Source organism: Thiomicrorhabdus chilensis DSM 12352, from assembly GCF_000483485.1.
Lineage (GTDB): Bacteria > Pseudomonadota > Gammaproteobacteria > Thiomicrospirales > Thiomicrospiraceae > Thiomicrorhabdus > Thiomicrorhabdus chilensis.
Map to the genome: position 1 here is coordinate 1,533,071 of NZ_KI519609.1, position 24,789 is coordinate 1,557,859.

Sequence of the window (24,789 nt, forward strand, 5' to 3'; positions counted from 1 at the left end):
ATATTTCCCGACATTGAAACTTGCGAAAAATTCTCAGTGTTTTTTTCTTGAACGGCTCTTGTCCGAATTTTTCGACGCGGCATACTCTTCCTGCAACTGCGTCAACTTCTCCACTCTTTGCGCCACCTTGGCATTAAACGTATCTTGCGGATAATGACCTTTTTCATCGGCGACTCCAGCCTCTATGCCGCTTAACAGCGCCAGAACCTCATCAATGCGAGTGACCGCATAAACCGCGAACTCACCGCGCTCCACGGCCTGAACCACCGATGCCTTCAACATCAGGTGTTTAACATTCGAAGAAGGAATAATCACCCCCTGCTCGCCAGTCAATCCACGTGCTGAACAGATATCGAAAAACCCTTCGATCTTCTCATTCACTCCGCCAATCGCCTGAATCTCACCGTGCTGGTTTACCGAACCAGTTACCGCCAAACTCTGTTTCAAGGGCACCTCTGCCAAGGCGGAAAGCAAGGCACACAATTCAGCCGCCGATGCACTGTCTCCCTCGATCATGCCGTAGGACTGTTCAAACACCAAACTGGCTGACAGAGCCAAAGGACGCTCCTTAGCGTAACGATAAGCCAAGTAAGAGGAGAGAATCATCACCCCTTTGGAATGGGTGGGGCCGCCCAACTCCACTTCCCGCTCGATATCAATCACCTTACCACTTCCCAATCGAGCGGTGGCGGTGATTCGAGAGGGGCGCCCAAATGCATAATCATCGAGCTGAATGACACTCAAACCATTAACCTGCGCGACTTCTTCTCCGCTGGTGTTGACCAAATAGGTGCCACGCAAAATCGCTTCCTGAACCCTGTCTCGAATTTGATCCATGCGTTCAAGTCGGCTATCAATGACTTTTTGTACGTCCTCTCGTTGTACCTGGCTACGCCCCACTTCACGCGCCCAATAGTCGGCCTCTTTCAGCAAGTCTGCCAGATGTCCCATATGCAACGAGAGTTTTTCGGAGTCCTGAGCCATACGCGATGAGTGCTCAATCACTCGTTCAACCGCACTTTTGTCCAGCGACAACAAGTTGTTCTGTTTCTGCAGCGTGGCGATTAAACGCACATAAAGTCCCATTGACGAATCGTCACGCTCCATGTCTTCCGAGAAATCGACCGCCACCTTAAACAATAAATCAAATTCTTGGTCGTACTGTTTCAATAAATAGTAAAGCAGGCGACTTCCGGTCAGCACCACCTTGACATCCACCGGGATCGGTTCGGGCTGCAACGAGGTCGTGCTGGCCAGGCTCAACACTTGTTCAAGAGATTCGATTTTCACTTCTCGCGAACGCAATATACGCTTCAACCCTTCCCAAGCGTAAGGAGAAGTGAGCACTTTACGGGCATCCAAGACCAGATAACCGCCATTGGCGAGATGCACCGCACCGGGTTTGATCAGCGAGAAGTCGGTAATCAGGGTACCAAACTGGGCGATGTGCTCAATACGTCCAATCAAATTCTGATAAGTGGGGTTATCTTCGAAGATGACCGGCGCCCCTTCGGTCTGGCCATTGTCGACCAAGACATTTACCTGATAACCGGTAAACTCCTCCGGAAAATTGCTGGGAGTCTGGTTGCCCGCCTTTTTTTCCGCTCCGTATTTACGGAAGAGTTCAACGTTGTCGATAATATCTTGTTTGGATTTTTCTATGTAGGCCTTAACACTTTCAAGTTCCGCATAGTTGGCCTGCAGCTCTTCCGAAAAATGCGTGACCGTCGTGTGAGTGACTTCCCGGTTGAGTTGTTTGACTTTCTGACGGGTCTCTTTCTGCCAAACCGGAATCTTCAGCAGCAAACGCTTCAAATCGTCTTGCATCTCTTCCACGACTTGGGTGATTGCCTGCTTTTCCTCATCTGGGAGCTTTTGGAACTCTTCCGGCTGCATCGCTTTGCCGTCTTTGTTTTTAGGCCCAAGATTCCACCCGGTCGAGGTACGCAGCATGACAATATTATTGCTTTCGGCCTTTGCTGCAATCTCTTCAAGAGCGGAATCTTCACGGCGCACGTATTCGTCGTGAAGTGCCTGAAAGGCCGAATGGTACTCATCACTTTCAAACGCCGCCGGTATCGCGGCCAGGATATCCAGCACAAACTGTTGCATGTCTTGCTGTAATTTTCGGCCAATTCCCTTAGGCAATTTTAAAACCATGGGTTTATGCGGGTGCTCAAAGTTATTGACGTAACACCAGTCAAACGCGGCTTCGGCGTGTTTGGCTTGCTCCTCCAAGTGCTCTTTAACGGTGGTGTGCTTTCCCAGTCCGGTCGAGCCTAATGCAAATAGGTTATAACCTTCATGTTTTATGTCGACACCGAACTTCAAAGCCTTCATGGCGCGTGACTGCCCGATGTGTTCGGAAATTCCCTCAATTTCATCAGTGCTCGTAAACTTCAAGCCCGAAAGTTCACAGACATGATACAAATCGGCTGCAGTCACTGAAAGTTCATGCGTCTTTACTGTCTTGTTGTTTTTCATAACACTCCGGTTTCAGGCACAATTTTCAAAATTTGATGTCTCATGAATACAATTTAAACCGCTTTGACTGGCTTGTAAACACATCCAACCAAGCGTCTGTATTTAAGGGTTTATTGCAAAACCAACAGGCCTGTTAAAAACGCAGGAATAACGGCTTTGCAAATTCATGCAACCTACATTCAACCTAAGCGCTCTTAGAAAGTACGGCCAAAGAATAGAATAATCGCAACCGTGATGACTGCAATGACCAAGGTTTTCAACCCAGACCACAACCAGAAGGTCTGACTGATTTTCCCCAAGAAAACGCCCAGAACAAAAATACACATCAGCGCAACGGCAATTGAACTCAAAAACGGATTCATCGACCAGGCATAGAGAGAGTCGGCAAAGAACAACGGCATCAAAATAAGCAACGACAGTACAAAAGGCGAAAAGCCATTCACCAAAGCTACCAACACGGGTAAATAACGGCTCGCCTGGCCGTAATCACTCTGTTTAAGGTCCGTGACCAATGCTTGTTCCAAACCGTGTAATTCTTTTTCGCGCTCGGCTTTCTCACTCAAATAAGCACTGCTGATGCCGCTGATAAATAGGGCAATCGTCGCGCCCATGCATGCGCTCAAAGCCACCTCCAGATCCGTCATGCCGCTGATGAAGAACCCCGTCACCATCCCAAGAATCGTCAAGGCGCCGTCGAAACCATTAGTCACCATATAACGCCGTGCAATGCTTGTTGCACGTAGCAGATGCATTTTAAAATGGGGCTGTTTGGGGGCTTTCATAGACTTAAAACTCAATCATATTGAGAGCAAAAAAACTAGCCCTGTTCAGAACCGGTCACTTCGACTTCATCGATACTGTGGATGGAGCCCCCCATCCTTTCGATCGCCGCCGCCAGTTCTTCAAAACGGATGTCATCGCCTTCTATGGTGATGACAGTGGTCTCTGTTTTCTCGTCCATTTCGGTTACATCCAGGCTGACCCAGTAATCGGCAGAAAAATCCGCCAAGGTGGATGCAAACACGATAGCACTGGGTTGGTGGGGTTTGAGTACATCCAGTACTAATCTGCGAATGGTTGCCATGCTGTTCTCCTCGATTATTAAAAGCTGAGCCTGATAGACAGTCATTCAGCCTCTATCGGCAGTGCTCTATCAGCAATACTTTATCTGCAACAGGATCATCCGTCATTATACATAGCCCTCCACAAAAAAAACCGCGATTCAAAAATATTGAACAGGCCTGTTTATTTTGCTGGCGGAGCCTGGTGTGAATGGTTATGATGAATCAGCGGTAATAAATCAACCTTCCACCGACAAGTGAGCAGAGATGCACAAAACGCAAGATTTGATTGCAGAAATCAAACGACTCGAAGCCGAGTTACTTCTGGAAATTCAAAAACAGGAAGAGACGTTTTTTTATAAAACAAAAGGCCGCAAGATCGTGTTTGACGAGGCCACCGTAACAAAACAAAAGTCCGAAGCCACGGGGATGATCGCGTATCTCCTCGACGTGCCGATATTGAATTTTCTGACCTTTCCAATCATCTGGTTCGGCATTTTCCCAGCGATGTTTATGGATTTGGTCGTGAGCCTCTATCACTCGATCTGCTTTCGGGTTTATGGCATTCCGCTGGTCAAACGCAGCGACTATATCGTGATCGATCGCCATAGCTTGCGTTATCTTAACGTCATCGAGCGCCTTAACTGCATCTACTGCGGCTATTTCAACGGTTTAATGGCTTATGTGCAGGAAATTTCGGCCAGAACCGAACAGTACTGGTGCCCGATTAAACACGCCAGAAAACTCACAAGCATGCACAAGCATTATCATAAGTTTGTGGCATTTGGCGATTATGAGAACTACCAGAACAAACTGGTAAAAATTCGCAAGGATTTCGAGGGACTCCAAGCCAAACCCGAAAAGAAAAAGCATAAACCGACATAATTTATCAACTATGAAAGCTTGTTATTGACCTGAAGGAGGCTGACATGGCAACAAAACGCATTGTAATCATTCAGGGCCACCCCGACCCACAGAAATCCCATTACGGCCACGCCTTGGCCAAGGCTTATGCCACAGGCGCAGAAGCCGCCGGGCATAGTGTTGAATGGATATCCGTAGCGGAATTGGATTTTCCGCTACTACGCAGCGATGAGGAATTCAACCACGGTGAGACCCCAGAGGCAATTCGCGGAGCACAGGAAAAAATACATAAAGCGGACCATCTGGTTCTGTTCTATCCGCTTTGGCTGGGCACTATGCCGGCGCTGCTCAAAGGCTTTATCGAGCAGGTCTTTCGGCCCGGCTTTGCGTTCAGCTATGAGGGCAAACAAGGCTTTCCCAAAAAACAGCTCAAAGGGAAAAGCGCCCGAGTGGTCATCACCATGGGCATGCCGGGATTCTTCTATCGCTGGTTTTATTGCGCGCACAGTCTGAAAAACCTCAAACGCAACATTCTCGGGTTCTGCGGCATCGCACCGGTAAGAAATAGTTTAATTGGCATGGTTGAAGACATGAAACAGCCCCAACGCGAAAAATGGCTAAAAAAACTGCACGACTTGGGAAAAAAAGGGCTTTGAGGGATGGTCTTTACACACCGGCTTTGAGAAGAGTCTGAATCAAAGGATGGTGACACCGACCCGATGGATTTGACTGTAACGGTTCGAGGCTTCTCCGAGCGGCATTACCTGCCAATCCCATTCCTGTTGAATCACTGGTTGCGGCACATCCCACCAAGGATCAAATTCTTTGATTAGCTGACCCTCGCAATCAAATCGTTGCACCCAACGGTCAGCAATCAGGCACACCACCGTGTCTTTTTTGGCTTTGAATTTTTGCAGATATTGAAGATGCGAATTGATCAAATCCTGTCCCAACTTCTCGGTTTGATGTTCATTGAAGTTGCCATGGGACTCCAGCCATTTGACCGGCATCAATGGCAGTTGCGTAAGCAAGTTAAGCGAAACGACCAAATCAATTTCCGGGTCATCCAACCAATGCACGGGATCGCAAACTTTCAACGTACCGGCGTTAATATCGACTAGGGATTCACTGACATCGCGCTCCCTCAAACACACATTCGGATACAATGCCGCCTTGGATCGAGCAGCACTCAAAAAAACCAGGTCAACCAAGGTAATCCGCTCGAAGCGCTTGCTTAAGATATCCAGTGGGATATCTTGCAGGGAACCCGCCCCGAAGATCAGCAGATGGCGATGCCGAGGACACGCGTCTGCAGCCCGTAAAATCGAATTTCGGCAGGCCTGGTAATGCGGCGACCAGTGTTTTTGACAACGTTTGCCACGCGCGGCGGTAGCAATGACCTCTTTTAAGAATCCCATCGACTTCACATAAGGCAACGCAACAGGGGTGGTGGCATATTGCCAAACTTCCCAAATCATCTCTTACTCAATCAGGTTTGAGATTATGGGCAGGCCTGCCCAAATCAGTCATCCAATCCCAAAGCCTGGGTTTTTCGAGTCAGCGTATTGCGACCCCAGCCAAGCAGAATGGCGGCTTTTTGGCGATGATTGTGACTCATTTTCAAAGCTTCTTCAATCAACACCTTTTCAAACATCGGCTCGGCTACGGTGTGTAGCCCCTCTTTTCCGGTCAGCAAAAAAGCTTCCGCCCAACGGCGCAAAGGGGTTTGCCAGTCGTCACCTTCGCAACTCTCATCGCCAGCACTCAAGTTCGGTTCGCGCAGTTCCAAGGGCAGGTCTTCCATATGCACGACTTTATCGGGCGCCATAATGGTTAACCAGGCGCACAAACTTCTAAGCTGACGCACGTTACCGGGCCACGGCAAACTGCTCAGGAAACGTTCAACTTCCTTGCTGAGTTGTTTTTCTTCCAGATTGAGGATTTTGGATTCCTTGTCCAGATAAAAACGCAACAGCAATGGAATGTCTTCGCGACGCTCTCGCAGAGCTGGTACCTTGATGCGAATAATGTTCAAACGATACAGCAAATCCTCACGAAAACTTCCTTCACGAACCAGCTGCTCCATGTTCTGGTGGGTCGCTGCGACAATGCGCACATCGGTTTTAATGGGGTTCTTGCCCCCTACCCGATAAAAACTGCCGTCATTTAACACACGCAATAAGCGGGTCTGTAAATCCACCGGCATGTCGCCGATTTCGTCCAAAAACAAGGTTCCGCCGTTGGCTTGCTCAAAACGCCCGATCCGCTGGGAATGCGCACCGGTAAAGGCACCTTTTTCATGTCCAAACAGTTCCGATTCCAACAGTTCGCGCGGAATGGCGGCGGTGTTCAACGCCACAAATGGGCGATCGGCTCGCGGGCTGAGTTCATGCAGTGCTTGAGCCACTAACTCCTTACCTGTACCGGTTTCCCCATTGATGAGTACGGTCACGTCAAGTTGGGATACACGCCCCAAGACGCGAAACACTTCCTGCATGGCTGGCGCCACACCGATGATGTTCAAAGGCTGTTTATCAGCACTGCGTTTTCTGCGGCTTTTCTGCACGCCACCGGAGAGTTTGCGTTTGATGGCGCGTTCGATCAGAGTGGTGGCTTCATCGATATCAAACGGCTTTGGCAGATACTCAAACGCCTTGCTTTGATAGGATTTCACCGCCGTATCCAAGTCAGCATGGGCAGTCATAATAATGACCGGTACGTTCTTGTCTTTCTCATGAATCGCTTCCATAAAGGTCAAGCCATCCATATCCGGCATACGCACATCGCTGACAATCACCGATGGCGAATCCTCATCAAAAGATTTCAGTGCAAGCAGAGGCGAATCAAATGCCTTGACGACATAAGGTTTATCTTCCAAAGCGGTTTCCAACACCCATCGAATCGAAGCATCGTCATCGACAATCCAAACAATAGGGACTATTTCTTCTTCATTCTGCACTAATCTAATCCTCTGTATTTAAAGGCAAATACATATTGAATACGGTTTTGCCCGGCTCGCTCTCGGCCACAATCAAACCGCCATGCTGACGCAACACATTTTGCGCAACCGGCAAGCCCAATCCGGATCCCTCTTTCTTACTGCTGACCATCGGATAAAAAATAGAATCGAACACCTCTTCCGGAATGCCCTCACCTTCATCCATAATGCTGATGACCGCCACCAGCGGAAAGGTTTTGGTACCCAGGGTAAACTTACGTTCGACACGCGTTTTGATGGTCAGGATGCCACCATGTTTTTCCATCGCCTGTATGGCGTTTTTCACCAGGTTGAGCACCGCTTGAACCATGGCTTCAAAATCGATCTCGACTTCCGGAATACTGGGGTCGTAATCGAGTTTGATAAACACATTTTCAGGCTTTTCACCTTCGACAATCTGCAGTACATAACGGATCAATTCGTGGATGTTATGCGCTTCCTTATGTGCGGTTTGCTTGGGACCCAGCATACGATCCACCAAATTCTTCAGACGCGACACCTCTTTGGCGATAATGTCTAAAAACTCTTGTTCCTTATCGCCTTGCGCATAACGTCTCTGCAAAAGCTGGGTGGCGCCCAAAATGCCCGCCAAGGGGTTTTTGACCTCATGAGCCAGTGTTCTGACCAGCAGGTTCCCGGCTTCATATTGATGCCAGCGTTCATCCTCTTCCACAATACGGTGGTGGCGTTCGGTATTAAAAATCTCCATCAACCATCCCTGCTCATGGTCAATCTCATAAGGCGATAGAGTACAACTCACGCGAACTTTGGTAAAATCGGGCAGAACTAAAGAATATTCGTGAATGGTCAATCTCTGCTCATCGGCCTTATGCAAATCGTCCACCAGGTTCGGCATAATAACCGACCAATTCATCCCGATGATGCGGCTGGTGCTGGTCTGAAACAACTCGCCGGCGGCGATATTCATATAGCGGATTGTTTCATCACCTCTAATCCAAACGACTGCTGTGGTCAAACCCTCCAACAGTTCTTGAAACTTTTGACAATTCATTAAGACTCACTCACCATTAAAGCCAAGGCCAAGCGGTAATCAATCGCATGGCGCTCGTCACCATTTATTTCAACCAAAAGCGGCCCGTTCAACGGAGCCATATTTTTAATCGCTACGGAAACGCCTGTGGTCAGACCAATCGAAGCCAAATAACGCAACTCTTCCGGACTGCGATTTTTGATTCTTTTGACCTTGACTGCCTGATGAGGTGGAATGTCGGTCAAAGGCACCCAATCGTGCGTCGCCACCACTCCCTCAGCGGAAGGAATCGGAGATCCGTGCGGGTCATGCGTAGGCCGCCCTAAATCTTCCCACATGCGATCGACTAACTTGTCGGAGATGGAGTGCTCCAAGACTTCGGCCTCCTCATCCACCTCGTCCCACGAATAACCGAGCCGCTCCACCAAATACTGTTCCAAAACCCGATGTTTGCGCACCATATTCAACGCAATCTTGCGGCCGGACTCGGTCAGACTCACACCATAATAGGGTGCATACTCAATAAACCCTTGCTCGGCCAATTTCTTGATCATATTGGAAACCGACGCCTGTGAAATCGACAAACGTTCGGCAATCACCGAAGTCTGCACCCCTTTATCTTCGGCAGACTGGCCCTCTAATTTGTAAATGATCTTCAGATAATCTTCCAGCGCTTTTGAAACCATAAAACTCAACTTATTCCGCCATCATTTGACGAATCACGTCAGCTTCGGGAAAAGCAAATACATACAGAATCGTAAACAGGATCAAAAACACAAAACGCCCGACCCCCTGAAACTTCAGAACCGGGTGGCACAAAATCGCAAACGCCAAGGCCGACACCACCCCACCAATAGAACCGACGGTACCCGCCAGCATCGCCATCAAAGCACCAAAGGCCATGCCATAGTAATGCCATGTAAACTTTGCTTTTTGCTGATTCACTGCTAATATCCTGTGCTATCGAATTTAACGTATTTTATCAACAAATCGGCAGCAAAAGGAGCCTCTTTCCATTTTGGTGCAATAATTATTAAACGAGGTCAAACAGATGAACGATCCTATTATCGTAGTGGGTTTAGGTGAACTGGGCAGCGTCTTCGCCAGAGGTTTTTTAAAGACTGGGCATCCTGTCTACCCGGTAACACGCGACATGGACATCCACTCTTCGGCGCAGGCTTACCCTAACCCAAAAGCGGTGGTGATTGCGGTAGGCGAAGCGGACATTCACAGCGTGCTCGAAAATTGTCCGCAAAAGTGGAAAGACAAACTGGTTTTACTGCAAAACGAGCTGTTGCCGCGCGATTGGCAAAACGCCGGCATTTTAGAACCAACAGTGATCTCCGTCTGGTTTGAAAAGAAAAAAGGCATGGACAGCAAAGTGGTGCTGCCCTCCCCGATTTACGGCCCGAATGCACGCCAGGTCTTCAACGCCCTGGCGAGTTTGGACATTCCAAGCTATCTGGTCGATTCTGAAGAAGAGTTGGCCTATGAACTGGTACGCAAAAACCTATACATTCTCACCACCAATATCGCAGGGCTAGAAGTGGGCGGTAACGTCGAAAATTTAATGAAAAACCATTCTGCCATCATGCAAGCGGTTGCCGAGAATGTACTCGATATCCAGGACTGGCTCACAGGTCGGAAAAACAACCGTGATCGACTGATGGAAGGCTTGATTGAAGCGATTAACGGTGATTTGCAGCACGGCTGCATGGGACGTTCGGCTCCGGCACGTTTGACCCGGGCCTTGGGTTTTGCCGAACAGGCGAATCTGCCAGTGAGCACCTTAAAAGAGATCGCATCCAAGCACTTGAAAAGCTGAAACAACCTAAACGCTTAACAAAACAGGCAGGCCTGACGGGTTTGCCGGTTAAGCACGAATCCCTGAAAAACAAAAAAGCCCCGCAATGAGATGTCATTGCGGGGCTTTAAATGTAATGGTGGGTCGTGAGCGATTCGAACGCTCGACCAATTGGTTAAAAGCCAACTGCTCTACCAGCTGAGCTAACGACCCGAAACAGTTTTTGCCTCACCGTTTGGTGAAGCGAGTTTATGCGCCACTGGAATCTGGCATAAACGGGTTATTTGAAATGGATTAAATCCTTCAAACAACCGGGAATATGGTGGGTCGTGAGCGATTCGAACGCTCGACCAATTGGTTAAAAGCCAACTGCTCTACCGGCTGAGCTAACGACCCTTTCGGAATGGGGCGTATTATACAAGGCTGGCCAATCTGTGCAAGCCTTTTTTATCGACTTTTTACAGATTTCTTACATTCTATCTTTATTTCATTCGCTTACGACTGGTAGCGAGTTGGATCTTCAATCCCGGCCGCTTCAAAACCTTGCTTTCTTAGGCGACACGAATCGCACACACCACAAGCCCGGCCCTGACTGTCGGCCTGATAACAGGAAACCGTCAAACTGTAATCCACACCCAATTCGCTTCCGGTCTGAATGATCTGCGCCTTGGTCAAATCGATCAGAGGAGTACGCACATGCAGAACCTGCCCTTCCACCCCGACTTTGGTCGCCAGATTGGCCATTTTTTCAAAGGCATCAATAAACTCTGGACGGCAATCCGGGTAGCCCGAATAATCCACCGCATTGACCCCGATGAAAATATCGTTGGCCTGCAGCACCTCCGCCAGGGCCAGAGCATAAGACAAAAAAACCGTATTGCGTGCCGGCACATAAGTCACTGGAATCTGTCCACTCTCAACTCCGGAAATCGGGACATCAATACGTGTATCGGTCAAGGCAGAACCGCCAATCTGACTCATATCGACGCTAACCACTCGGTGAGAAGCCGCTTGTTGCTGCTTGGACAGTTTCTCCGCAAATTCCAGTTCGGCACGGTGACGTTGCCCATAGTCAAAACTGATCGTGTGACACTCATAGCCTTCGGATTGGGCAATGGCGAGAACGGTGGCCGAATCCAGACCACCGGAAAGTAAAATGACCGCTTTTTTGCGGTCTACTGTATTTTGCATGACGAAAAAACTTTATCGTTATTTTGTAGTTATAGAAGGTAGGGATGCTTTCGTTTTTATGGATTAAGGCGTTTGGCCGCGCTCTCGGCCGCCCTCGAATCCGGATAAGACTCAATCAACTTTTTATAGAGCTGGGTCGCCTTTTCATTCTTTTTCAACTGAATCAAACTGTCCGCCGCCCGCAACATGGCATCCGGCTCTTTGGACGAACCCGGGTATTGCAGCATAATGCGTTCAAAAGCGTTCAATGCCTTGTCATAATCCTTGAGAATCAAATAACCTTCCCCCGCCCAATAGCTGGCGTTACTCGCCAGACTGCTAGCGGGAGATTGCTTGATGAAAGCTTCAAATGCGGCAATCGATTCACGATATTGAGCCGCACGCATCAACGCAAAGGCTTTTTGATACTGTGCATTTTCATCAGCAGTAGCGGGATAGGTTGCAATGACTTGACTGACTTCTGAATCTGTAGCATGGCCTGAAGCGGGCGTGGTTACCGACTGAGCCGGTAGCGAGGGCGTGAGCGCGGGAACCGTGGCGCTCGAAACACCCGATTCATAAGATTTGAGTTTCGTTTCCAACGCACTGATACGCTGGTCGGTTTCCGCCTCACGTCCCTTGGCGCGTTCCAGAAAGTTGCTCTGTGCACGTTTCAGGCGATCAATCTCGTCATGCAGACGCTGAATTTCGCGCTGTTGCTCGCCCAGTCGTTGACTGAGTTGCAACAACACCGGATTGTCCGCCATGCGTTCCAACCTTAGAATCCTGTCTTCGATAGAACCGGCCGGTGCCGCATGGGCACTGCTGAATGACAACACGAGTGAACTGATGACGGCCAATTGAATTCGCTTTTTCATGCTCCAACCTGTTTGAATTAAACGTTTTTTAAAAGGTTTTGACGGACACCTATTGCGTCTCGCCATGACACCTGACAATTAATGGATCTTGATTTCAACCCGACGGTTTTTCAACCAGGCCTGCTCATTATGTTCGAAGGCTTGGGGTTGCTCTTCTCCAAAGCTGATCAACTCAATGCGGGATTCCTGAACACCAAACAACATCATCACCTGGGCAACCGATTTGGCGCGTCGCTCACCTAAAGCCAGGTTGTATTCCGGTGAACCTCTTTCATCGGTATGCCCGACCAAAGTCACGTTTTTCTCCGGTGCATCCACCAACACTTGGGCGTAATGTTTGACCAGTTCGGTATTGGCTTCACTCAAATCCGCCTGATCAAATTCAAAATAGACAATCGGCTCGTACAGTTTGACACCATCCGCCATACTGTCCTCCCCCAAGGCGCTTCCCGGGTAACGACCCTCTTCAACCTCAACCCCCATGATTTCGACGCCCAAATCCAGATCCTCACCGTTCTCCGTGGCACGCGGAGCGCCTTCCGGGCCATACTGCGGCTCTGCAAGCGGATCCAGATCCGTGTTCTGTGAACGATCGATTTCAGAGGTGGTGCTACAGGCTCCCAGCCCCAACAACATGACTAAGGCAAATACAGAAGTTAAACGTGTCATCAAAACTATCCTTTTTCTTAACTAAAAGAGAAAAATCGTGTTATTCATTTTACCGCAATCAGCGATTCAGGTAAGGCCCCCAGGCCGGTTCTCTAACTTGTCCATCACGCACACTCAAAGTTTGTGAGGTGGTGCCGTCCACCGATACCACTGCCAGCTTTCCAATCGATCCCTGGTTCATCGCATACAGGATCATCTCACCATTCGGGGAAAAAGTCGGCGACTCGTCCAGGAAGCTCTGAGTCAAAACATTAAACTGATTGGTCATCAAATCCAACAAGCCGATATGGAAGCCGCCCTGCCCATGCACCATTGCCAGATAGCGGCCATCCGGAGAAATTTCGGGATTGGCATTGTAGCGCCCCTCAAAGCTGACACGCTGAATCTCTCCTGTATCCAAAAATACCTGAAAAATTTGCGGCTGACCACGACGGTCGGAGTTGAAGAACAACGAACGGCCGTCTGCCGCCCAAGCCGCTTCAGTTTCAATCGACCAGTGGCGCGTCAAACGCTTGAGGCTACGATTTGCCATATCCATCACGTAGATGTCGGCACTGCCGTCTTTGGATAGCGTCAAGGCCATCTTCTGGCCATCCGGCGACCAGGCCGGCGCACCGTTGATGCCTTTGTAACTGGCAATGGTTTCGCGATATTTTCCATCCAAACTCTGCACGATAATGTGCGAGCGCCCTTTTTCAAAGGAGACATAAGCCAGTTTTTTACCATCCGGCGACCAGGATGGCGACATGATCGGTTGTGGTGAACGCAAAATCGGTTGAGGATTGAAGCCATCCGCATCGGCGACTTCTAGAGTGTATTTGCGTTTACCATCCCGTGTTTTCAAAGTCACATAGGCGATCTGGGTATTAAAAGCACCTTTAATTCCAGTCAGCTCCTGGTAAATCAAGTCGCTCATGATGTGTGCGATCTGGCGCAGCTGTTTGCCTGGAATATTGCTCCAACGTTTGCCAATGACCTGAACCTTACGCAACACATCCAAAAAACGCATTTCGATCATATAACGGTCATTACCTTGGTCGGTGATTTTTCCGATCAATAGATTATCCACATCCAACTGTCGCCATTGATCGAAGTTGACCTCTTCCACCAACGTCGGTCGAGCCGGCAATTGTGACAACTCCACCGGCTTGAATTTACCGCTGCGGCGCAGGTTATTGCGGATAATCTCAGAGAGGTCTTGCGGGGGCTGTTGCGTCTGTCCCTTCCAATCCAATGGCACAATCGCAATCGGCAAGGCATTCTCGTAACTCTCATTGATTTCGATCGTCAACTGAGCCTGAGCTGAAAACGGCATAACGAACAACACCGAAACCAGCAGGCCTGTCCAAAATGGAGCTTTATTGACGCACATCGCTGTTAGCTTTTTAAACATAAATCATCTCTAGGTGTTAGGGTTTGAATACAAACTTGATATTTCGTTCAAACAATTCTGGAACCGGCGGTTTCGGCAAAGGTTCTGAACGATACACCGCCTTTTCCGCAGCCTGCTTGAACTGCTCATTAGCAAATTGGTTGCAATTAAGCACCTTGACGCTGGTAACACTGCCATTTGGTGATTGAGTAATGTCCAATTCACACTGCGCCTGATCGGATATCCGCGCCGGCGTGCGCCAGTTATCCTTGACCTTGGCCGCTATTGAGGAAATATAGGTCTCTTTCAGAGTCAGCAACTGCTGACGTTTCTGACGCTCACGACGCGCGGCCTCTTCGGCCGCCATTTGTTTTTCCAAAGCCGCTTTCTGTTGTGCTTGTTCGCGTTCCAATTGAGCCTGCAAGGTGGCTTCCTGCAACTGTTGTTTTTCCACGGCCTTGCTGGCGATTTCCGCCTCCAAAGCTTTCTTGGCCTGCTCCTGCTCCTTACGCTGCGCTTCAGCCTTGGCTATCTGCGCTTTGGCTTCCTGTTTTTTCTTCTCGGCCAGCAAGGCTTCTTTCTGAGCTTTTTCTGCTTTAGCCTTTTCGGCGGCGGCGCGTTTCTTTTCCGCTTCCACGCGCTGCTTTTGAATGTCCGCTAAACGTTTGGCTTCTGCCGCCTTACGTTTTTCAGCATCCGCTTTGCGTTTTTGCTGTTCGGCCTGACGTTTTGCTTCCAGTGTTTTTTTCTGTTCCAGCTCTTGCTGTTTTTTAAGTTCGGCCAATTTACGGCGTTCTTTTTCGGAAAGCGCCGCCAAACGCTGCTGTTCTTTTTTCTTGGCCTCCTCCTCGGCTTTGATACGAGCAATCTTCTCCTGCACGCTTGCCGCATCCACCGCAAAGGTTTTCATCGGCTCCATCTGCCGAACCGCCTGGGTAGTCTCTGGCTGATTATCCGTACCGCTGATCTGAATGGCGTGCGGTGTCGACTGCCACTGCATGACGACAGCGGCCACCACTCCGATGTGAATAAACACCGCAATCAAAACCGAATAGGGATGTCTGAGTATGAACGCGATCATTGATCGACCTCCTGTTCCGGTTCGGTCATCAAGGAAACATTGCCCACTCCGTTGGCCTTGAGCAATGTAAACAGGTGCACGACCTTGCCATAAGGTGCGGCGCGGTCGCCCTGAATGTAAATGAGCTGGGCCTGATTCAGCTGGGTGCGCGCCACCACTTCGGCAACCAAATCGGCCAGGTCTTTATTGCTCAATACCAGATTGGGTTGTTCGGAAGTTTTATAGCGCCCTTCCTTGGTCACGGTAATCACAAACGGAGTGGGTTCATCCGCCTGCGAGGCCGTCGCTTTTTTATCGACTATCTCCGGGGTCTGAGGCAATTCTACGCTGACCGCCTGTTGCACAATCGGAGCTGTGACCATAAAAATGATCAACAACACCAAGGTGACATCAATGTAGGGCACCACATTGATTTCCGCCATTAAACGTTTTTTCTGTCGCTGACTTCTAAAACCGTTGTTCATGCTTGCAATCCACTCATATTTACGCGTTGTTTTGCCCGCTGGCTCCGGTTTCCAGGCTGTGCGCCTGTCTTTGCATAATGGTCAAAAAACCTTCTGCAAAATTTTCATATTCACCCAATAAACGATCCACCTGGTTGGTCAGACGGTTATAAGCGATGACGGCTGGAATAGCGGCAAATAGACCGATGGCGGTGGCGATCAAGGCCTCCGAAATCCCGGGGGCAACCGCCGCCAGAGTGGCATTTTGAACATTGCCCAAAGACTGAAAGGCGTGCATCACCCCCCAAACCGTTCCGAACAGTCCGATATAAGGTGCGGAAGAACCCACCGTGGCCAGCAGAGCCAGGCGGTTTTCCAATTGCTCGGACTCTTTTGAGTAAGCCACCTTCATCGCACGTTGCGTTCCGGCCATCAGATCCGAGGTGTGAGCCACGCCCTGCTTTTTGAGGCGTACAAACTCGCGAAAACCAGCTTCGAAAATCGAGGCCATGCCTTTGGGTTTCTCGCCACTTTGCACGACTTGATTGAACAATGAGGTCAACTCCTGCGTCTGCCAAAAGGTCTGGTCAAACTGTTTGGCCACTTTGCCGGCTTGACGAACCTGATAGGATTTTGAGATCGCCACCGACCAGGCCGCAATCGACATCAGCGCCAGAATCACCATCACAGCCTGTACGACCGGACTTGCCATTAATACCAGATCAATCAGTTCACTATTCATACTTAATTACCCTTTTGCGGATAGATTCTTCCTAAATGTTCATAAGCACGGCGCGAAGCCATACGCCCCCTGGGACTTCTAATCAAAAAGCCCTGCTGAACCAAAAATGGTTCAATCACATCCTCGATGGTGCCACGTTCTTCACCCAACGCAGTCGCCAAACTGTCAATGCCCACCGGACCGCCGTCAAACTTATCTATCAAGGTTTCAAGGTAGCGGCCGTCCATTTTATCCAATCCCAAGGGATCCACCTCAAGCAAATTCAGTGCGGCATCGGCAATGGTTGCGGTGATGATACCATCTCCTTTCACTTGGGCATAGTCACGCACCCGGCGCAACAAACGGTTGGCAATTCTGGGTGTACCGCGTGACCGTTTGGCGATTTCCAGGGCACCCGATAATTCAGAATGCATGCCCAGAATGTTCGACGAGCGACTGACGATTTGCGTCAACTCCTCATCGGTATAGAATTCCAGTCTTTGCACCAGGCCGAAACGATCTCGCAATGGCGAAGTCAGCAGGCCTGCCCGTGTTGTCGCTCCGACCAATGTAAAAGGCGGAATGTCGATTTTCACGCTCTGTGCAGCCGGACCGTCGCCGATGACAATGTCAATCTGGAAATCTTCCATCGCCGGATAAAGCACCTCTTCAACAATCGGGCTTAAACGGTGGATTTCATCCACAAACAAAACATCATGCGGCTCCAAACGAGTCAGAATCGCGGCCAAGTCACCGGGTTTTTCCAATACTGGCCCTGAAGTCTGTCTGAGCGTAACCCCCATTTCATGGGCGATGATATTCGACAAGGTGGTTTTTCCCAAGCCTGGTGGTCCATACAACAGGACATGGTCCAACTGCTCGGATCGCATTTTGGCGGCGTCCATCGACAGCTGCAACTGATCGCGCACCGCCTGTTGCCCGATATAGTCCCGAATCTGACTTGGACGCACGGACGGCGGTATATAGATGTCGTCCTCTTGTTCCTGATTGCCGATAATACGATCTGTTTCAATCATTTAGAGCTTAATTCCTTGAAGGGCGCGCTTAATCACTTCCTCGAGAGAAAGACTTTCATCAAACACGGATTGCACCATCTTTTCTGCCTGAGGCGGCTTGTAACCTAACGCCATCAGGGCATCACACGCCGATTGCTGAACTGTGCTCAATATCGGCGCGGCTTTTTGACCGGTCGCCGTCTGCCCACCTGAAACCGGTTCGTACTGCAACAACCCGGATTCCATAATCGGTTTTAAACGATCTCGCATCTCAATCTGAAGGCGTTCCGCCGTTTTTTTGCCCACACCGGGAATACGTGTCAAGGCCGTCACATCGGCCGCGTCCACATAAGAACAAAACTCGTTGACCGACATGGCCGATAAAATACCCAGCGCCATTTTTGCGCCCACACCGTTGACCTTAATCAAGGTCTTAAAGAGGATGCGTTCTGATTCCGAGGCAAACCCAAACAACAACATGGCGTCTTCGCGAACATGCATGTGCGTCAGGATGGTCACACTATCATCAGAGTTTTCCAGCTGGTAAAAAGTGGACATCGGCGCTTCGATTTCATAACCGACACCGTTTACGTCCAACACCAACATCGGCGGTTGCTTCTGGACCAGTGAACCTCTTAAAAATCCGATCATTCAGTTTCCTTAAAATTTGGTGCCCTTTGACAGGGTTTCCGGATCAATTCCCAGCGTCATATAACGGTCATGACATAAAGCGCACGCCAAGGCATCGGCGGCATCTTCTTGCGGCGATTCAGTCAGTTTGAGAAGGTTTTGAACCATGTACTGAACCTGCGATTTTCCAGCATGACCTTTACCGACGATGGTACTTTTAATCTGTGTAGGAGTATATTCCATTATAGGAACATTTTTAATGGCCGCAGCACATAATATCACGCCGCGCGCTTGACCCAGCTTAATCGCTGAATTGGGATTTTTGTAAACAAAGACCTTTTCGATCGCCATTACACTGGGCTGGTACTGATCGATGATCTGACAAACCGATTCAAAAATCATCTTGAGGCGTTCCGCTCCGGAATATTTCTCAACGCGAATCACCCCGCTGACCAGATAATTAGGGTAATAACGGCCCGATTCAATTAAGCCGAAACCGGTTTTTCGAGAACCCGGATCAATCCCTAATACACGTTTAATGGCGGTCAAAACACACCTCATTTTTAAAACCAGCAGGCCTGGTCATTTTATGCCTCAATCAACTGAACAGAGGCCCATTAAAATCAACTTTCAATCAGTCCGAGGCATCCTGATGTTTGCCAGACACCAGGCCATGTTCTCTTGAAAAGGTCAGCATGCGCTCCACCGATTGCAACGCTTTTTTCTGAACCGCAGGGTCGATGAGGATTTCTCCGCTCTGCTTTTCCAAACAATCGGCCAAGTTCTGCAAATTGTTCATAGCCATCCACGGACAATGCGCACAGCTGACGCATTGATGCTCACGGTCAGAGGTCGGCGCGACAATCAACTGCTTCTTGGGCGCGGCCTGCTGCATTTTGTAAAATAGCCCATAATCGGTCGCCACAATAAAAGTATCGTCCGGCAGACTGGTTATGGCGTTCAACATCACCTTGGTCGATCCCACGACATCAGCCAGGGCCACCACTTCAGCGGGGGACTCTGGGTGCACCAACACTTTCGCATCCGGGTGTTGCTTGATCAGCTGCTCAAGTTCATAGGCTTTGAACTCGTCATGTACAATGCAATGACCCTGCCAACGAATCATCTCGATACCGGTCTGTTTTTCAATCCAGTCGCCCAGATGACGGTCTGGTGCCCAAATGATCTTTTCGCCTTTTTCTTTAAGGTGGCTGACAATCTGCAATGCATTGCCGGACGTCACCACCCAATCGGCCACCGCTTTGACTTCAGCACTGGTATTAGCATAGACCACCACAGTGTGATCAGGATGCTGCGCACAAAACTCCGCAAACTCCTTGGCGGGACAGCCCACATCCAAAGAACAGGTCGCGTCCAGATCCGGCATCAGCACGGTTTTTTCAGGGCTCAACAACTTAGCCGTCTCCCCCATAAAACGCACTCCGCAGACCACCAATTCATCGGCATCCGAATGCGCGCCAAAATTGGCCATCTCCAAAGAGTCTGCAACAACCCCACCGGTCTCTTCAGCCAACGCCTGCAAATCATCGTCCACATAATAATGCGCAACCAATTGTGCATTATGCTGCTTCAAGAGTTGTTTGATTTTAGCTTTTAACGCTTCCTTCTCGGCTTGTTCAAGAGGCGGCAATATCGTCGCCTCTTGGGCAAGCGTGTTGATCCGGTTAACCAAACCAACGGGAATATCATAAGATTGTTCAGACATAGACAGGACTCTTAAGTTTTGTTTAAAAGAGTCCTCATCACAAAGACTCTTCCCAAAAGGCTTTCCAAATTTGGTTTATTGAGCGTTAGGATTTTTCTTCGGCAAACTTTCTGAAACGCAACGCCAGCTCGGCTAACTGCGCATCGTCAACCATTCCCGGTGCTTCCGTCAACGGACAGGCCGCAGATTGGGTTTTCGGGAAAGCGATAACGTCACGAATCGAATCGATTTTGCCCAGTATCATCACCAAACGATCCAAACCAAAAGCCATACCTGCATGCGGAGGGCAACCGTACTTTAAGGCATCCAACAAGAAACCGAACTTGTCTTGCGCTTCTTCATCGGAAATGCCCAATAATTTAAACACCGCCGCCTGCATATGCGTATCGTGGATACGCACCGAACCGCCACCGACTTCCAAACCATTGATGACCAAATCATAAGCCTTTGAAAGCATCTGATGCGGCTCATCATGGTTTAGAATTTCTTCCGTGCTCGCTTTCGGCTGAGTAAACGGATGGTGAATCGCAGTCATGCGAGCGGTCTTCTCATCTTCCTCGAACATTGGAAAATCAACGATCCAGACCGGCTTCCATTCGCCGTTCAACATGCCCAAATCTTCACCAATCTTGACACGCAAGGCGCCCAAAGCTTCATTAACGACTTTAGCACTATCAGCACCAAAGAAAACGATATCACCGTCTTGCGCACCGACTCGTTGCATGATCTCCATCACCTGATCGGGGAAGAACTTGACGATCGGCGACTGCAAACCATCGATACCGGCTGACAAGTCATTGACCTTGATGTACGCTAAACCTTTGGCCCCATAGATGCCAACAAATTTGGTGTATTCGTCGATCTCTTTACGACTCATGGAGCCCGCTCCCGGCACCTTCAACGCAGCAACGCGCCCTTTAGGGTCTTTAGCAGGTCCGGCAAACACCTTAAAGTCGATGTTTTGCAGAAGATCGGCAACGTCAACAAGTTGCATGTCGATACGCAGATCCGGACGGTCGATACCGTACTTTTGAATCGCTTCGGAATATGGCATGCGAGGGAAATCGTAATCAAACTCAACACCTATGGTTTCTTTGAACAGGGTTTTGGTCAATCCTTCCATCAGGTTCATTACCGCATCCTCTTCCATAAAAGAGGTCTCGATATCCAGCTGAGTGAATTCAGGCTGACGGTCGGCACGCAAATCTTCGTCACGGAAACAGCGGGTAATCTGATAATAACGGTCAAAACCGGACATCATCAGCAACTGCTTGAACAGCTGCGGTGACTGCGGCAAAGCGAAAAACTTGTTCTGATGGGTACGACTGGGCACCAGATAATCACGTGCACCTTCTGGAGTGGATTTGGTCAGAATTGGAGTTTCGATGTCCATGAACATATTGTCGTCAAGGTAACGACGCATGCTGCGCGTCACTTGATAACGAAGCATCAAAGTTTTCTGCATCTCTTCACGACGCAGGTCAATGTAACGATATTTCAAGCGTGTCTCTTCACCGACATTTTTCTCATCCAACTGAAACGGAATCGGCTCCGCCATGCTCAACACATCCAAATCGGTGGCGACCACTTCGATTTTACCGGTGGCCATATTCGGGTTGACGGTTGCTTCGGTTCGGGGAATCACTTTTCCGGTGATTTTCAGCACACATTCGGCACGCAAACGTTCCGCTTTGGCAAAAATCTCAGCGGTATCCGGATTGACCACAATCTGCACCAGCCCCTCACGGTCACGCAAATCGATGAAAATCACCCCACCGTGGTCACGACGGCGATGCACCCAGCCGGCTACCGTGACTTGCTGATCAATCAATGCTTCTGTTACCTGCCCACAATAATGTGTACGCATAATCTTTATTACCCTTTACTCTAAAATAACGTTTAACTGTCGGAAAACCAGGTTTTACCCTAGCCTCCCTTTAATTCTGTTTTGATTCGGTTTTGCCCTGATTCTCTGATGGTATATGCTCAAGGCCCTGTTCAGCCTCATGCGCTTTTTGTTGCTCTCTCAACTTATCCCAGGGCGGCACCACCACCCCGCCGGAAATGACCATCTTCAAAGCGTCGTCCACATTCAGGTCAAGTTCGATAATCTCGTTTCTGGAGGCCATAATAAAAAAACCAGACGTCGGATTGGGCGTGGTCGGCACAAACAAATTCACCACTTCATTGAGGCCGGTCCTGGCTTGCGCCTCACCCATCTGTGTGCTGGTCTGAAAGGCGATGGTCCACAATCCCACACGCGGGTACTGGACCATATAAGCTTTCTGAAAGGTCTGATCTCCGGAACCGAATACCGCCTCGGCAATCTGTTTAACCGCCAGATAAATCGATCTGACCAACGGAATTCTCGCCAAAAACGACTCCCATATGCGGATCATCTTAGACCCGAGGAAGTTGGCGACCAGCATCCCGGTCAACAGAATCATCGCTAATGAGAGCAAGATACCCAACCCAGGGATATTGAAACCCAACAGCGCCTCCGGACGATAATCCGCTGGCAACAATAACAAGCTCCGGTCAAAAAAGTTCACCAGAAAAATCAGCGCTGCAATCGTCACACCCAGAGGTAACCAGAGCAACAGCCCCGCAATCAGATACCGCTTAAAAATCGCCATTTGTCTTACCCATCCATAATCGCTTGCGCAGAACAACAAGACCAAACGCACTATTATAAATGAATTTAAAGGGAATTTGACAACGAAAGTAACGGAAAAAGGAAGAGATTCAAAAAGCAAACAGAGACATCAAAACCGGCAGGCCTGCCGGTTTTGATGAAGTTTGTATAAACAGGCGGGATGTCTAAGTAACGTTTACCAAACGAGCGATAAGGTGCTCATTACCCAAGGTATCGATCACCTTAAGGCGAATCAAATAGGTGCCGCTGACCGCAATCGGCAAAACGGTGGTGGCCGATTCGACCGTCAAACGGTAGATAGCCTCTTCCGCAACCTCTCCGCTAGTGCCGTCAAGCGGATAGACCTCCCAAATATAGTGGTCAGCCCCGGCAGCAATCGTGCTCGAGGAAGCGTCCACATCAATATTAACGGGGGCAGCACCCGAAACGGCGACGGAAAAATCGGCCACCAAAGCGGATCCCGTCCCTACCGAAAACATCTTTTCAGTGACGGCGGTATTATCTCCTTCATCCACGATGGTCAGACGCGCCACATAAATACCGTCCTGATTGACCGTCACATTAGTCGTCGGACTATTTGTAGGCCCTACGGTATCGACTAATGTTTCATCATTATCATCCTGCTTAAGTCGTATCTGCCAGGTATAAGTAGAGATATCCCCTGCCTCTCCCTTGGTAGAGGGGGTGGCGTCCAAAAATACATCAAACGAATTGGCCACGTCGCTTGAGGTGGTGAAGTTGAAATCCGCACTCAAGTACACACTATTGGCAAGCAACTGAGGAACTGCAATCAAAAACTTCTGATCTTCCGCCACCAAGGAGTTGGCATCAGTCGCGGTCAGCTTAATGCGATAGGCTCCCGCCCCACTAGCCAGCTGAAACTGCTTGGTACCGCAGCCCAGAATGGTATCCACCACTGCATCGTTATAAGACAAAGTGGTTGAGCAGGTGACACTGCTTCCCAATGAACCGACCGCACTGGCGTTGACCGTGACGATGGCGTCCTCTTCGTAATAACCTTGTGAATCGGCCACCGGCAAGGCACTCTGGATACTGACCGAAGCGGTGGGTTCCATCAAGTTGGTTGGCGCGCTGTCGCTGCCGCCGTCTGCACTGTTGGCCATATTACACCCAGACAAAAAAGCCGCAGCACTTAAACCCAGGACTACCCCACTTAAAAGCATTTTGTATTTCATTTTTATCCCAATCAACCTCACTGAATTCGATATAGATGCCAAGCAACATATATGCCGTTAAAATGCGAAACCTTATAAAATCGAACATTGGAGTTCAGCCTAATTTTAATTTAGACTAACCGCCAACCCAAACAAGCCCTAAAAGACAGCCTAACGACTATGAAATGTACACTTTTGCCACCCAGCCGCATCCTCATCACCGGCTGCTCAAGCGGAATCGGTCACCATACCGCACACACCCTAAACAAACTGGGCTATCAAGTCATTGCCACCTGCCGAAAAGCCGAAGACGTTGAGAAATTGCAGCAAGAGGGTCTAAGCTGTTTTCAACTGGATTTGGCCGACAGCGACTCGATTCGCATAGGCTTGGAAGCGATATTGCAGGCCACCGACGGTAAAATCGATGCTTTGTTCAATAACGGCGCCTTCGGATTGCCAGGGGCCGTGGAGGACTTGAGCCGGGAAGCCATGCTCCATCAATTCCAAACCAATGTCTTTGGCACCCAGGAGTTGACTAATGCGGTAGTCAAAATCATGCGCCAACAGGGGTACGGCAAAATCCTCTATAACAGTTCGATCCTAGGCTTTGCCGCCATGCAATATCGGGGAGCTTATAATGCCAGCAAATTTGCCATAGAAGGCTTTGCCGACACCTTAAGGCTGGAGGTGAAACAGGACAATATTCAGGTGAGTTTGATTGAACCGGGGCCGATCCTGTCCGATTTTAGAAAAAACGCCTATGCCCAGTTCAAAGATTGGATTACGGTAGAAGGCAGCGCCCATCAGGCCAACTACCAGGCAATGATTGAACGTCTTGAAACGGTTGGCCCAAGCGCGCCCTTCACCTTAGGGCCGGAAGCGGTCAGCGACTGCGTAATCCATGCCCTGCAAAAACCGCACGCTAAGATTCGTTATCGGGTCACTGTGCCAACCAAGGTGTTTGCGGTATTGAAACGGCTGCTGCCCAACCGCTGGCTGGACAGCCTTTTAATTAAAGCCGGAGGCGACGGCAAACGTTAAAAGTATCGT

26 protein-coding genes and 2 tRNA genes are annotated in these 24,789 nt (G+C 49.4%); 4 read left to right on the forward strand and 24 right to left on the reverse strand.

Annotated elements, in window-relative coordinates:
• Positions 1–33 precede the first annotated feature (33 nt).
• From B076_RS0107380 to B076_RS0107390, 3 genes are all read right to left on the reverse strand, one after another.
• Positions 34–2,484 (reverse strand): Lon protease family protein, encoded by a 2,451-nt coding sequence (locus B076_RS0107380; RefSeq protein ID WP_028486744.1) that lies wholly within the window; start codon positions 2,482–2,484, stop codon positions 34–36.
• 194 nt (positions 2,485–2,678) lie between these two features.
• Positions 2,679–3,266 (reverse strand): VIT1/CCC1 transporter family protein, encoded by a 588-nt coding sequence (locus B076_RS0107385; RefSeq protein ID WP_038150481.1) that lies wholly within the window; start codon positions 3,264–3,266, stop codon positions 2,679–2,681.
• 35 nt (positions 3,267–3,301) lie between these two features.
• Positions 3,302–3,568 (reverse strand): DUF211 domain-containing protein, encoded by a 267-nt coding sequence (locus B076_RS0107390; RefSeq protein WP_028486746.1) that lies wholly within the window; start codon positions 3,566–3,568, stop codon positions 3,302–3,304.
• Positions 3,569–3,812: 244 nt separating this feature from the next.
• Here B076_RS0107390 and B076_RS0107395 point away from each other — a divergent pair, with 244 nt between their 5' ends.
• Together B076_RS0107395 and B076_RS0107400 are read left to right on the forward strand one after the other, a co-directional pair.
• Positions 3,813–4,430, forward strand: coding sequence for a hypothetical protein (locus B076_RS0107395; RefSeq protein WP_028486747.1), 618 nt, complete (start codon positions 3,813–3,815; stop codon positions 4,428–4,430).
• Between the two features lie 44 nt (positions 4,431–4,474).
• Complete coding sequence (locus B076_RS0107400; RefSeq protein ID WP_028486748.1) at positions 4,475–5,065, forward strand: NAD(P)H-dependent oxidoreductase; 591 nt, start codon at positions 4,475–4,477, stop codon at positions 5,063–5,065.
• Positions 5,066–5,104: 39 nt separating this feature from the next.
• Here B076_RS0107400 and B076_RS0107405 read toward each other — a convergent pair whose 3' ends face one another.
• The 5 genes from B076_RS0107405 to B076_RS0107425 are packed head-to-tail and all read right to left on the reverse strand — an operon-like array spanning position 5,105 to position 9,343.
• Positions 5,105–5,887, reverse strand: a complete 783-nt coding sequence (locus B076_RS0107405) for a hypothetical protein (protein WP_028486749.1) — start codon at positions 5,885–5,887, stop codon at positions 5,105–5,107.
• A 44-nt stretch (positions 5,888–5,931) separates the two neighbouring features.
• Positions 5,932–7,368 carry a nitrogen regulation protein NR(I) gene (ntrC, locus tag B076_RS0107410; protein ID WP_028486750.1) on the reverse strand — a complete coding sequence of 479 codons (1,437 nt, stop codon included), beginning with the start codon at positions 7,366–7,368 and terminating at the stop codon, positions 5,932–5,934.
• A 4-nt stretch (positions 7,369–7,372) separates the two neighbouring features.
• Positions 7,373–8,419: a nitrogen regulation protein NR(II) gene (glnL, locus tag B076_RS0107415; protein ID WP_028486751.1), complete on the reverse strand. Its 1,047-nt coding sequence runs from the start codon at positions 8,417–8,419 to the stop codon at positions 7,373–7,375.
• The gene (locus B076_RS0107420; protein ID WP_028486752.1) at positions 8,419–9,084 is read right to left on the reverse strand and encodes a metal-dependent transcriptional regulator; all 666 of its coding nucleotides are present in this window, start codon (positions 9,082–9,084) and stop codon (positions 8,419–8,421) included. Before B076_RS0107420 ends, glnL begins: the two co-directional genes overlap by 1 nt.
• Before the next feature lie 10 nt (positions 9,085–9,094).
• A complete protein-coding gene (locus tag B076_RS0107425) occupies positions 9,095–9,343 on the reverse strand; it encodes a hypothetical protein (protein WP_028486753.1) in 249 nt (82 codons plus the stop codon).
• Between the two features lie 106 nt (positions 9,344–9,449).
• On the opposite strand from B076_RS0107425, the gene B076_RS0107430 reads away from it, so the two are divergent.
• On the forward strand, positions 9,450–10,223 hold the full coding sequence (locus B076_RS0107430; RefSeq protein WP_028486754.1) for a hypothetical protein: 774 nt from the start codon (positions 9,450–9,452) through the stop codon (positions 10,221–10,223).
• 116 nt (positions 10,224–10,339) lie between these two features.
• On the opposite strand, the gene B076_RS0107435 is transcribed toward B076_RS0107430, so the two are convergent.
• The 16 genes from B076_RS0107435 to B076_RS0107510 all read right to left on the reverse strand — a co-directional run bounded on the left by B076_RS0107435 (position 10,340) and on the right by B076_RS0107510 (position 23,760).
• A tRNA-Lys gene (locus B076_RS0107435) sits at positions 10,340–10,415 on the reverse strand.
• 107 nt (positions 10,416–10,522) lie between these two features.
• A tRNA-Lys gene (locus B076_RS0107440) sits at positions 10,523–10,598 on the reverse strand.
• Between the two features lie 99 nt (positions 10,599–10,697).
• Positions 10,698–11,393, reverse strand: a complete 696-nt coding sequence (queC, locus tag B076_RS0107445; RefSeq protein WP_028486755.1) for a 7-cyano-7-deazaguanine synthase QueC — start codon at positions 11,391–11,393, stop codon at positions 10,698–10,700.
• A 56-nt stretch (positions 11,394–11,449) separates the two neighbouring features.
• The gene (gene ybgF, locus B076_RS0107450) at positions 11,450–12,250 is read right to left on the reverse strand and encodes a tol-pal system protein YbgF (protein WP_028486756.1); all 801 of its coding nucleotides are present in this window, start codon (positions 12,248–12,250) and stop codon (positions 11,450–11,452) included.
• 78 nt (positions 12,251–12,328) lie between these two features.
• Entirely contained in the window at positions 12,329–12,919 is a 591-nt protein-coding gene (gene pal / locus B076_RS13025; protein ID WP_051347240.1) for a peptidoglycan-associated lipoprotein Pal, read from the reverse strand.
• A 58-nt stretch (positions 12,920–12,977) separates the two neighbouring features.
• Positions 12,978–14,312, reverse strand: a complete 1,335-nt coding sequence (gene tolB, locus B076_RS0107460) for a Tol-Pal system beta propeller repeat protein TolB (RefSeq protein ID WP_245566335.1) — start codon at positions 14,310–14,312, stop codon at positions 12,978–12,980.
• A 16-nt stretch (positions 14,313–14,328) separates the two neighbouring features.
• Positions 14,329–15,372 (reverse strand): cell envelope integrity protein TolA, encoded by a 1,044-nt coding sequence (gene tolA, locus B076_RS0107465; protein ID WP_028486758.1) that lies wholly within the window; start codon positions 15,370–15,372, stop codon positions 14,329–14,331.
• The gene (locus B076_RS0107470) at positions 15,369–15,836 is read right to left on the reverse strand and encodes an ExbD/TolR family protein (RefSeq protein WP_028486759.1); all 468 of its coding nucleotides are present in this window, start codon (positions 15,834–15,836) and stop codon (positions 15,369–15,371) included. The genes tolA and B076_RS0107470 overlap by 4 nt, the downstream gene beginning before the upstream one ends.
• A gap of 19 nt (positions 15,837–15,855) precedes the next feature.
• Positions 15,856–16,557 carry a protein TolQ gene (tolQ, locus tag B076_RS0107475; protein WP_028486760.1) on the reverse strand — a complete coding sequence of 234 codons (702 nt, stop codon included), beginning with the start codon at positions 16,555–16,557 and terminating at the stop codon, positions 15,856–15,858.
• Between the two features lie 2 nt (positions 16,558–16,559).
• The gene (ruvB, locus tag B076_RS0107480) at positions 16,560–17,573 is read right to left on the reverse strand and encodes a Holliday junction branch migration DNA helicase RuvB (RefSeq protein ID WP_028486761.1); all 1,014 of its coding nucleotides are present in this window, start codon (positions 17,571–17,573) and stop codon (positions 16,560–16,562) included.
• Entirely contained in the window at positions 17,574–18,203 is a 630-nt protein-coding gene (ruvA, locus tag B076_RS0107485; protein WP_028486762.1) for a Holliday junction branch migration protein RuvA, read from the reverse strand.
• Between the two features lie 9 nt (positions 18,204–18,212).
• A complete protein-coding gene (gene ruvC, locus B076_RS0107490) occupies positions 18,213–18,722 on the reverse strand; it encodes a crossover junction endodeoxyribonuclease RuvC (protein ID WP_028486763.1) in 510 nt (169 codons plus the stop codon).
• 94 nt (positions 18,723–18,816) lie between these two features.
• Positions 18,817–19,908 carry a quinolinate synthase NadA gene (gene nadA, locus B076_RS0107495; protein ID WP_028486764.1) on the reverse strand — a complete coding sequence of 364 codons (1,092 nt, stop codon included), beginning with the start codon at positions 19,906–19,908 and terminating at the stop codon, positions 18,817–18,819.
• A gap of 85 nt (positions 19,909–19,993) precedes the next feature.
• Positions 19,994–21,775, reverse strand: a complete 1,782-nt coding sequence (gene aspS, locus B076_RS0107500; RefSeq protein WP_028486765.1) for an aspartate--tRNA ligase — start codon at positions 21,773–21,775, stop codon at positions 19,994–19,996.
• 70 nt (positions 21,776–21,845) lie between these two features.
• Complete coding sequence (locus B076_RS12430; protein WP_038150482.1) at positions 21,846–22,544, reverse strand: DUF502 domain-containing protein; 699 nt, start codon at positions 22,542–22,544, stop codon at positions 21,846–21,848.
• A gap of 184 nt (positions 22,545–22,728) precedes the next feature.
• Complete coding sequence (locus B076_RS0107510) at positions 22,729–23,760, reverse strand: hypothetical protein (protein ID WP_157753535.1); 1,032 nt, start codon at positions 23,758–23,760, stop codon at positions 22,729–22,731.
• A gap of 159 nt (positions 23,761–23,919) precedes the next feature.
• Between B076_RS0107510 and B076_RS0107520 the strand changes: the two genes are divergently transcribed.
• Positions 23,920–24,780 carry an SDR family NAD(P)-dependent oxidoreductase gene (locus B076_RS0107520; RefSeq protein ID WP_028486767.1) on the forward strand — a complete coding sequence of 287 codons (861 nt, stop codon included), beginning with the start codon at positions 23,920–23,922 and terminating at the stop codon, positions 24,778–24,780.
• Positions 24,781–24,789: the final 9 nt, after the last annotated feature.

What these genes read in the sequence shown, in the direction of transcription:
- B076_RS0107420 (WP_028486752.1), bottom strand. Translation starts at nt 9,084, where the DNA reads ATGGTTTCAAAAGCGCTGGAAGATTATCTGAAGATCATTTACAAATTA.
- ybgF (WP_028486756.1), bottom strand. Translation starts at nt 12,250, where the DNA reads ATGAAAAAGCGAATTCAATTGGCCGTCATCAGTTCACTCGTGTTGTCA.
- B076_RS0107390 (WP_028486746.1), bottom strand. Translation starts at nt 3,568, where the DNA reads ATGGCAACCATTCGCAGATTAGTACTGGATGTACTCAAACCCCACCAA.
- B076_RS0107405 (WP_028486749.1), bottom strand. Translation starts at nt 5,887, where the DNA reads ATGATTTGGGAAGTTTGGCAATATGCCACCACCCCTGTTGCGTTGCCT.
- tolA (WP_028486758.1), bottom strand. Translation starts at nt 15,372, where the DNA reads ATGATCGCGTTCATACTCAGACATCCCTATTCGGTTTTGATTGCGGTG.
- tolQ (WP_028486760.1), bottom strand. Translation starts at nt 16,557, where the DNA reads ATGAATAGTGAACTGATTGATCTGGTATTAATGGCAAGTCCGGTCGTA.
- pal (WP_051347240.1), bottom strand. Translation starts at nt 12,919, where the DNA reads ATGACACGTTTAACTTCTGTATTTGCCTTAGTCATGTTGTTGGGGCTG.
- B076_RS0107510 (WP_157753535.1), bottom strand. Translation starts at nt 23,760, where the DNA reads ATGAAATACAAAATGCTTTTAAGTGGGGTAGTCCTGGGTTTAAGTGCT.
- B076_RS0107380 (WP_028486744.1), bottom strand. Translation starts at nt 2,484, where the DNA reads ATGAAAAACAACAAGACAGTAAAGACGCATGAACTTTCAGTGACTGCA.
- B076_RS12430 (WP_038150482.1), bottom strand. Translation starts at nt 22,544, where the DNA reads ATGGCGATTTTTAAGCGGTATCTGATTGCGGGGCTGTTGCTCTGGTTA.
- B076_RS0107395 (WP_028486747.1), top strand. Translation starts at nt 3,813, where the DNA reads ATGCACAAAACGCAAGATTTGATTGCAGAAATCAAACGACTCGAAGCC.
- glnL (WP_028486751.1), bottom strand. Translation starts at nt 8,419, where the DNA reads ATGAATTGTCAAAAGTTTCAAGAACTGTTGGAGGGTTTGACCACAGCA.
- B076_RS0107385 (WP_038150481.1), bottom strand. Translation starts at nt 3,266, where the DNA reads ATGAAAGCCCCCAAACAGCCCCATTTTAAAATGCATCTGCTACGTGCA.
- B076_RS0107400 (WP_028486748.1), top strand. Translation starts at nt 4,475, where the DNA reads ATGGCAACAAAACGCATTGTAATCATTCAGGGCCACCCCGACCCACAG.
- queC (WP_028486755.1), bottom strand. Translation starts at nt 11,393, where the DNA reads ATGCAAAATACAGTAGACCGCAAAAAAGCGGTCATTTTACTTTCCGGT.
- tolB (WP_245566335.1), bottom strand. Translation starts at nt 14,312, where the DNA reads ATGTTTAAAAAGCTAACAGCGATGTGCGTCAATAAAGCTCCATTTTGG.
- aspS (WP_028486765.1), bottom strand. Translation starts at nt 21,775, where the DNA reads ATGCGTACACATTATTGTGGGCAGGTAACAGAAGCATTGATTGATCAG.
- B076_RS0107520 (WP_028486767.1), top strand. Translation starts at nt 23,920, where the DNA reads ATGAAATGTACACTTTTGCCACCCAGCCGCATCCTCATCACCGGCTGC.
- ruvA (WP_028486762.1), bottom strand. Translation starts at nt 18,203, where the DNA reads ATGATCGGATTTTTAAGAGGTTCACTGGTCCAGAAGCAACCGCCGATG.
- nadA (WP_028486764.1), bottom strand. Translation starts at nt 19,908, where the DNA reads ATGTCTGAACAATCTTATGATATTCCCGTTGGTTTGGTTAACCGGATC.
- B076_RS0107470 (WP_028486759.1), bottom strand. Translation starts at nt 15,836, where the DNA reads ATGAACAACGGTTTTAGAAGTCAGCGACAGAAAAAACGTTTAATGGCG.
- ruvB (WP_028486761.1), bottom strand. Translation starts at nt 17,573, where the DNA reads ATGATTGAAACAGATCGTATTATCGGCAATCAGGAACAAGAGGACGAC.
- B076_RS0107430 (WP_028486754.1), top strand. Translation starts at nt 9,450, where the DNA reads ATGAACGATCCTATTATCGTAGTGGGTTTAGGTGAACTGGGCAGCGTC.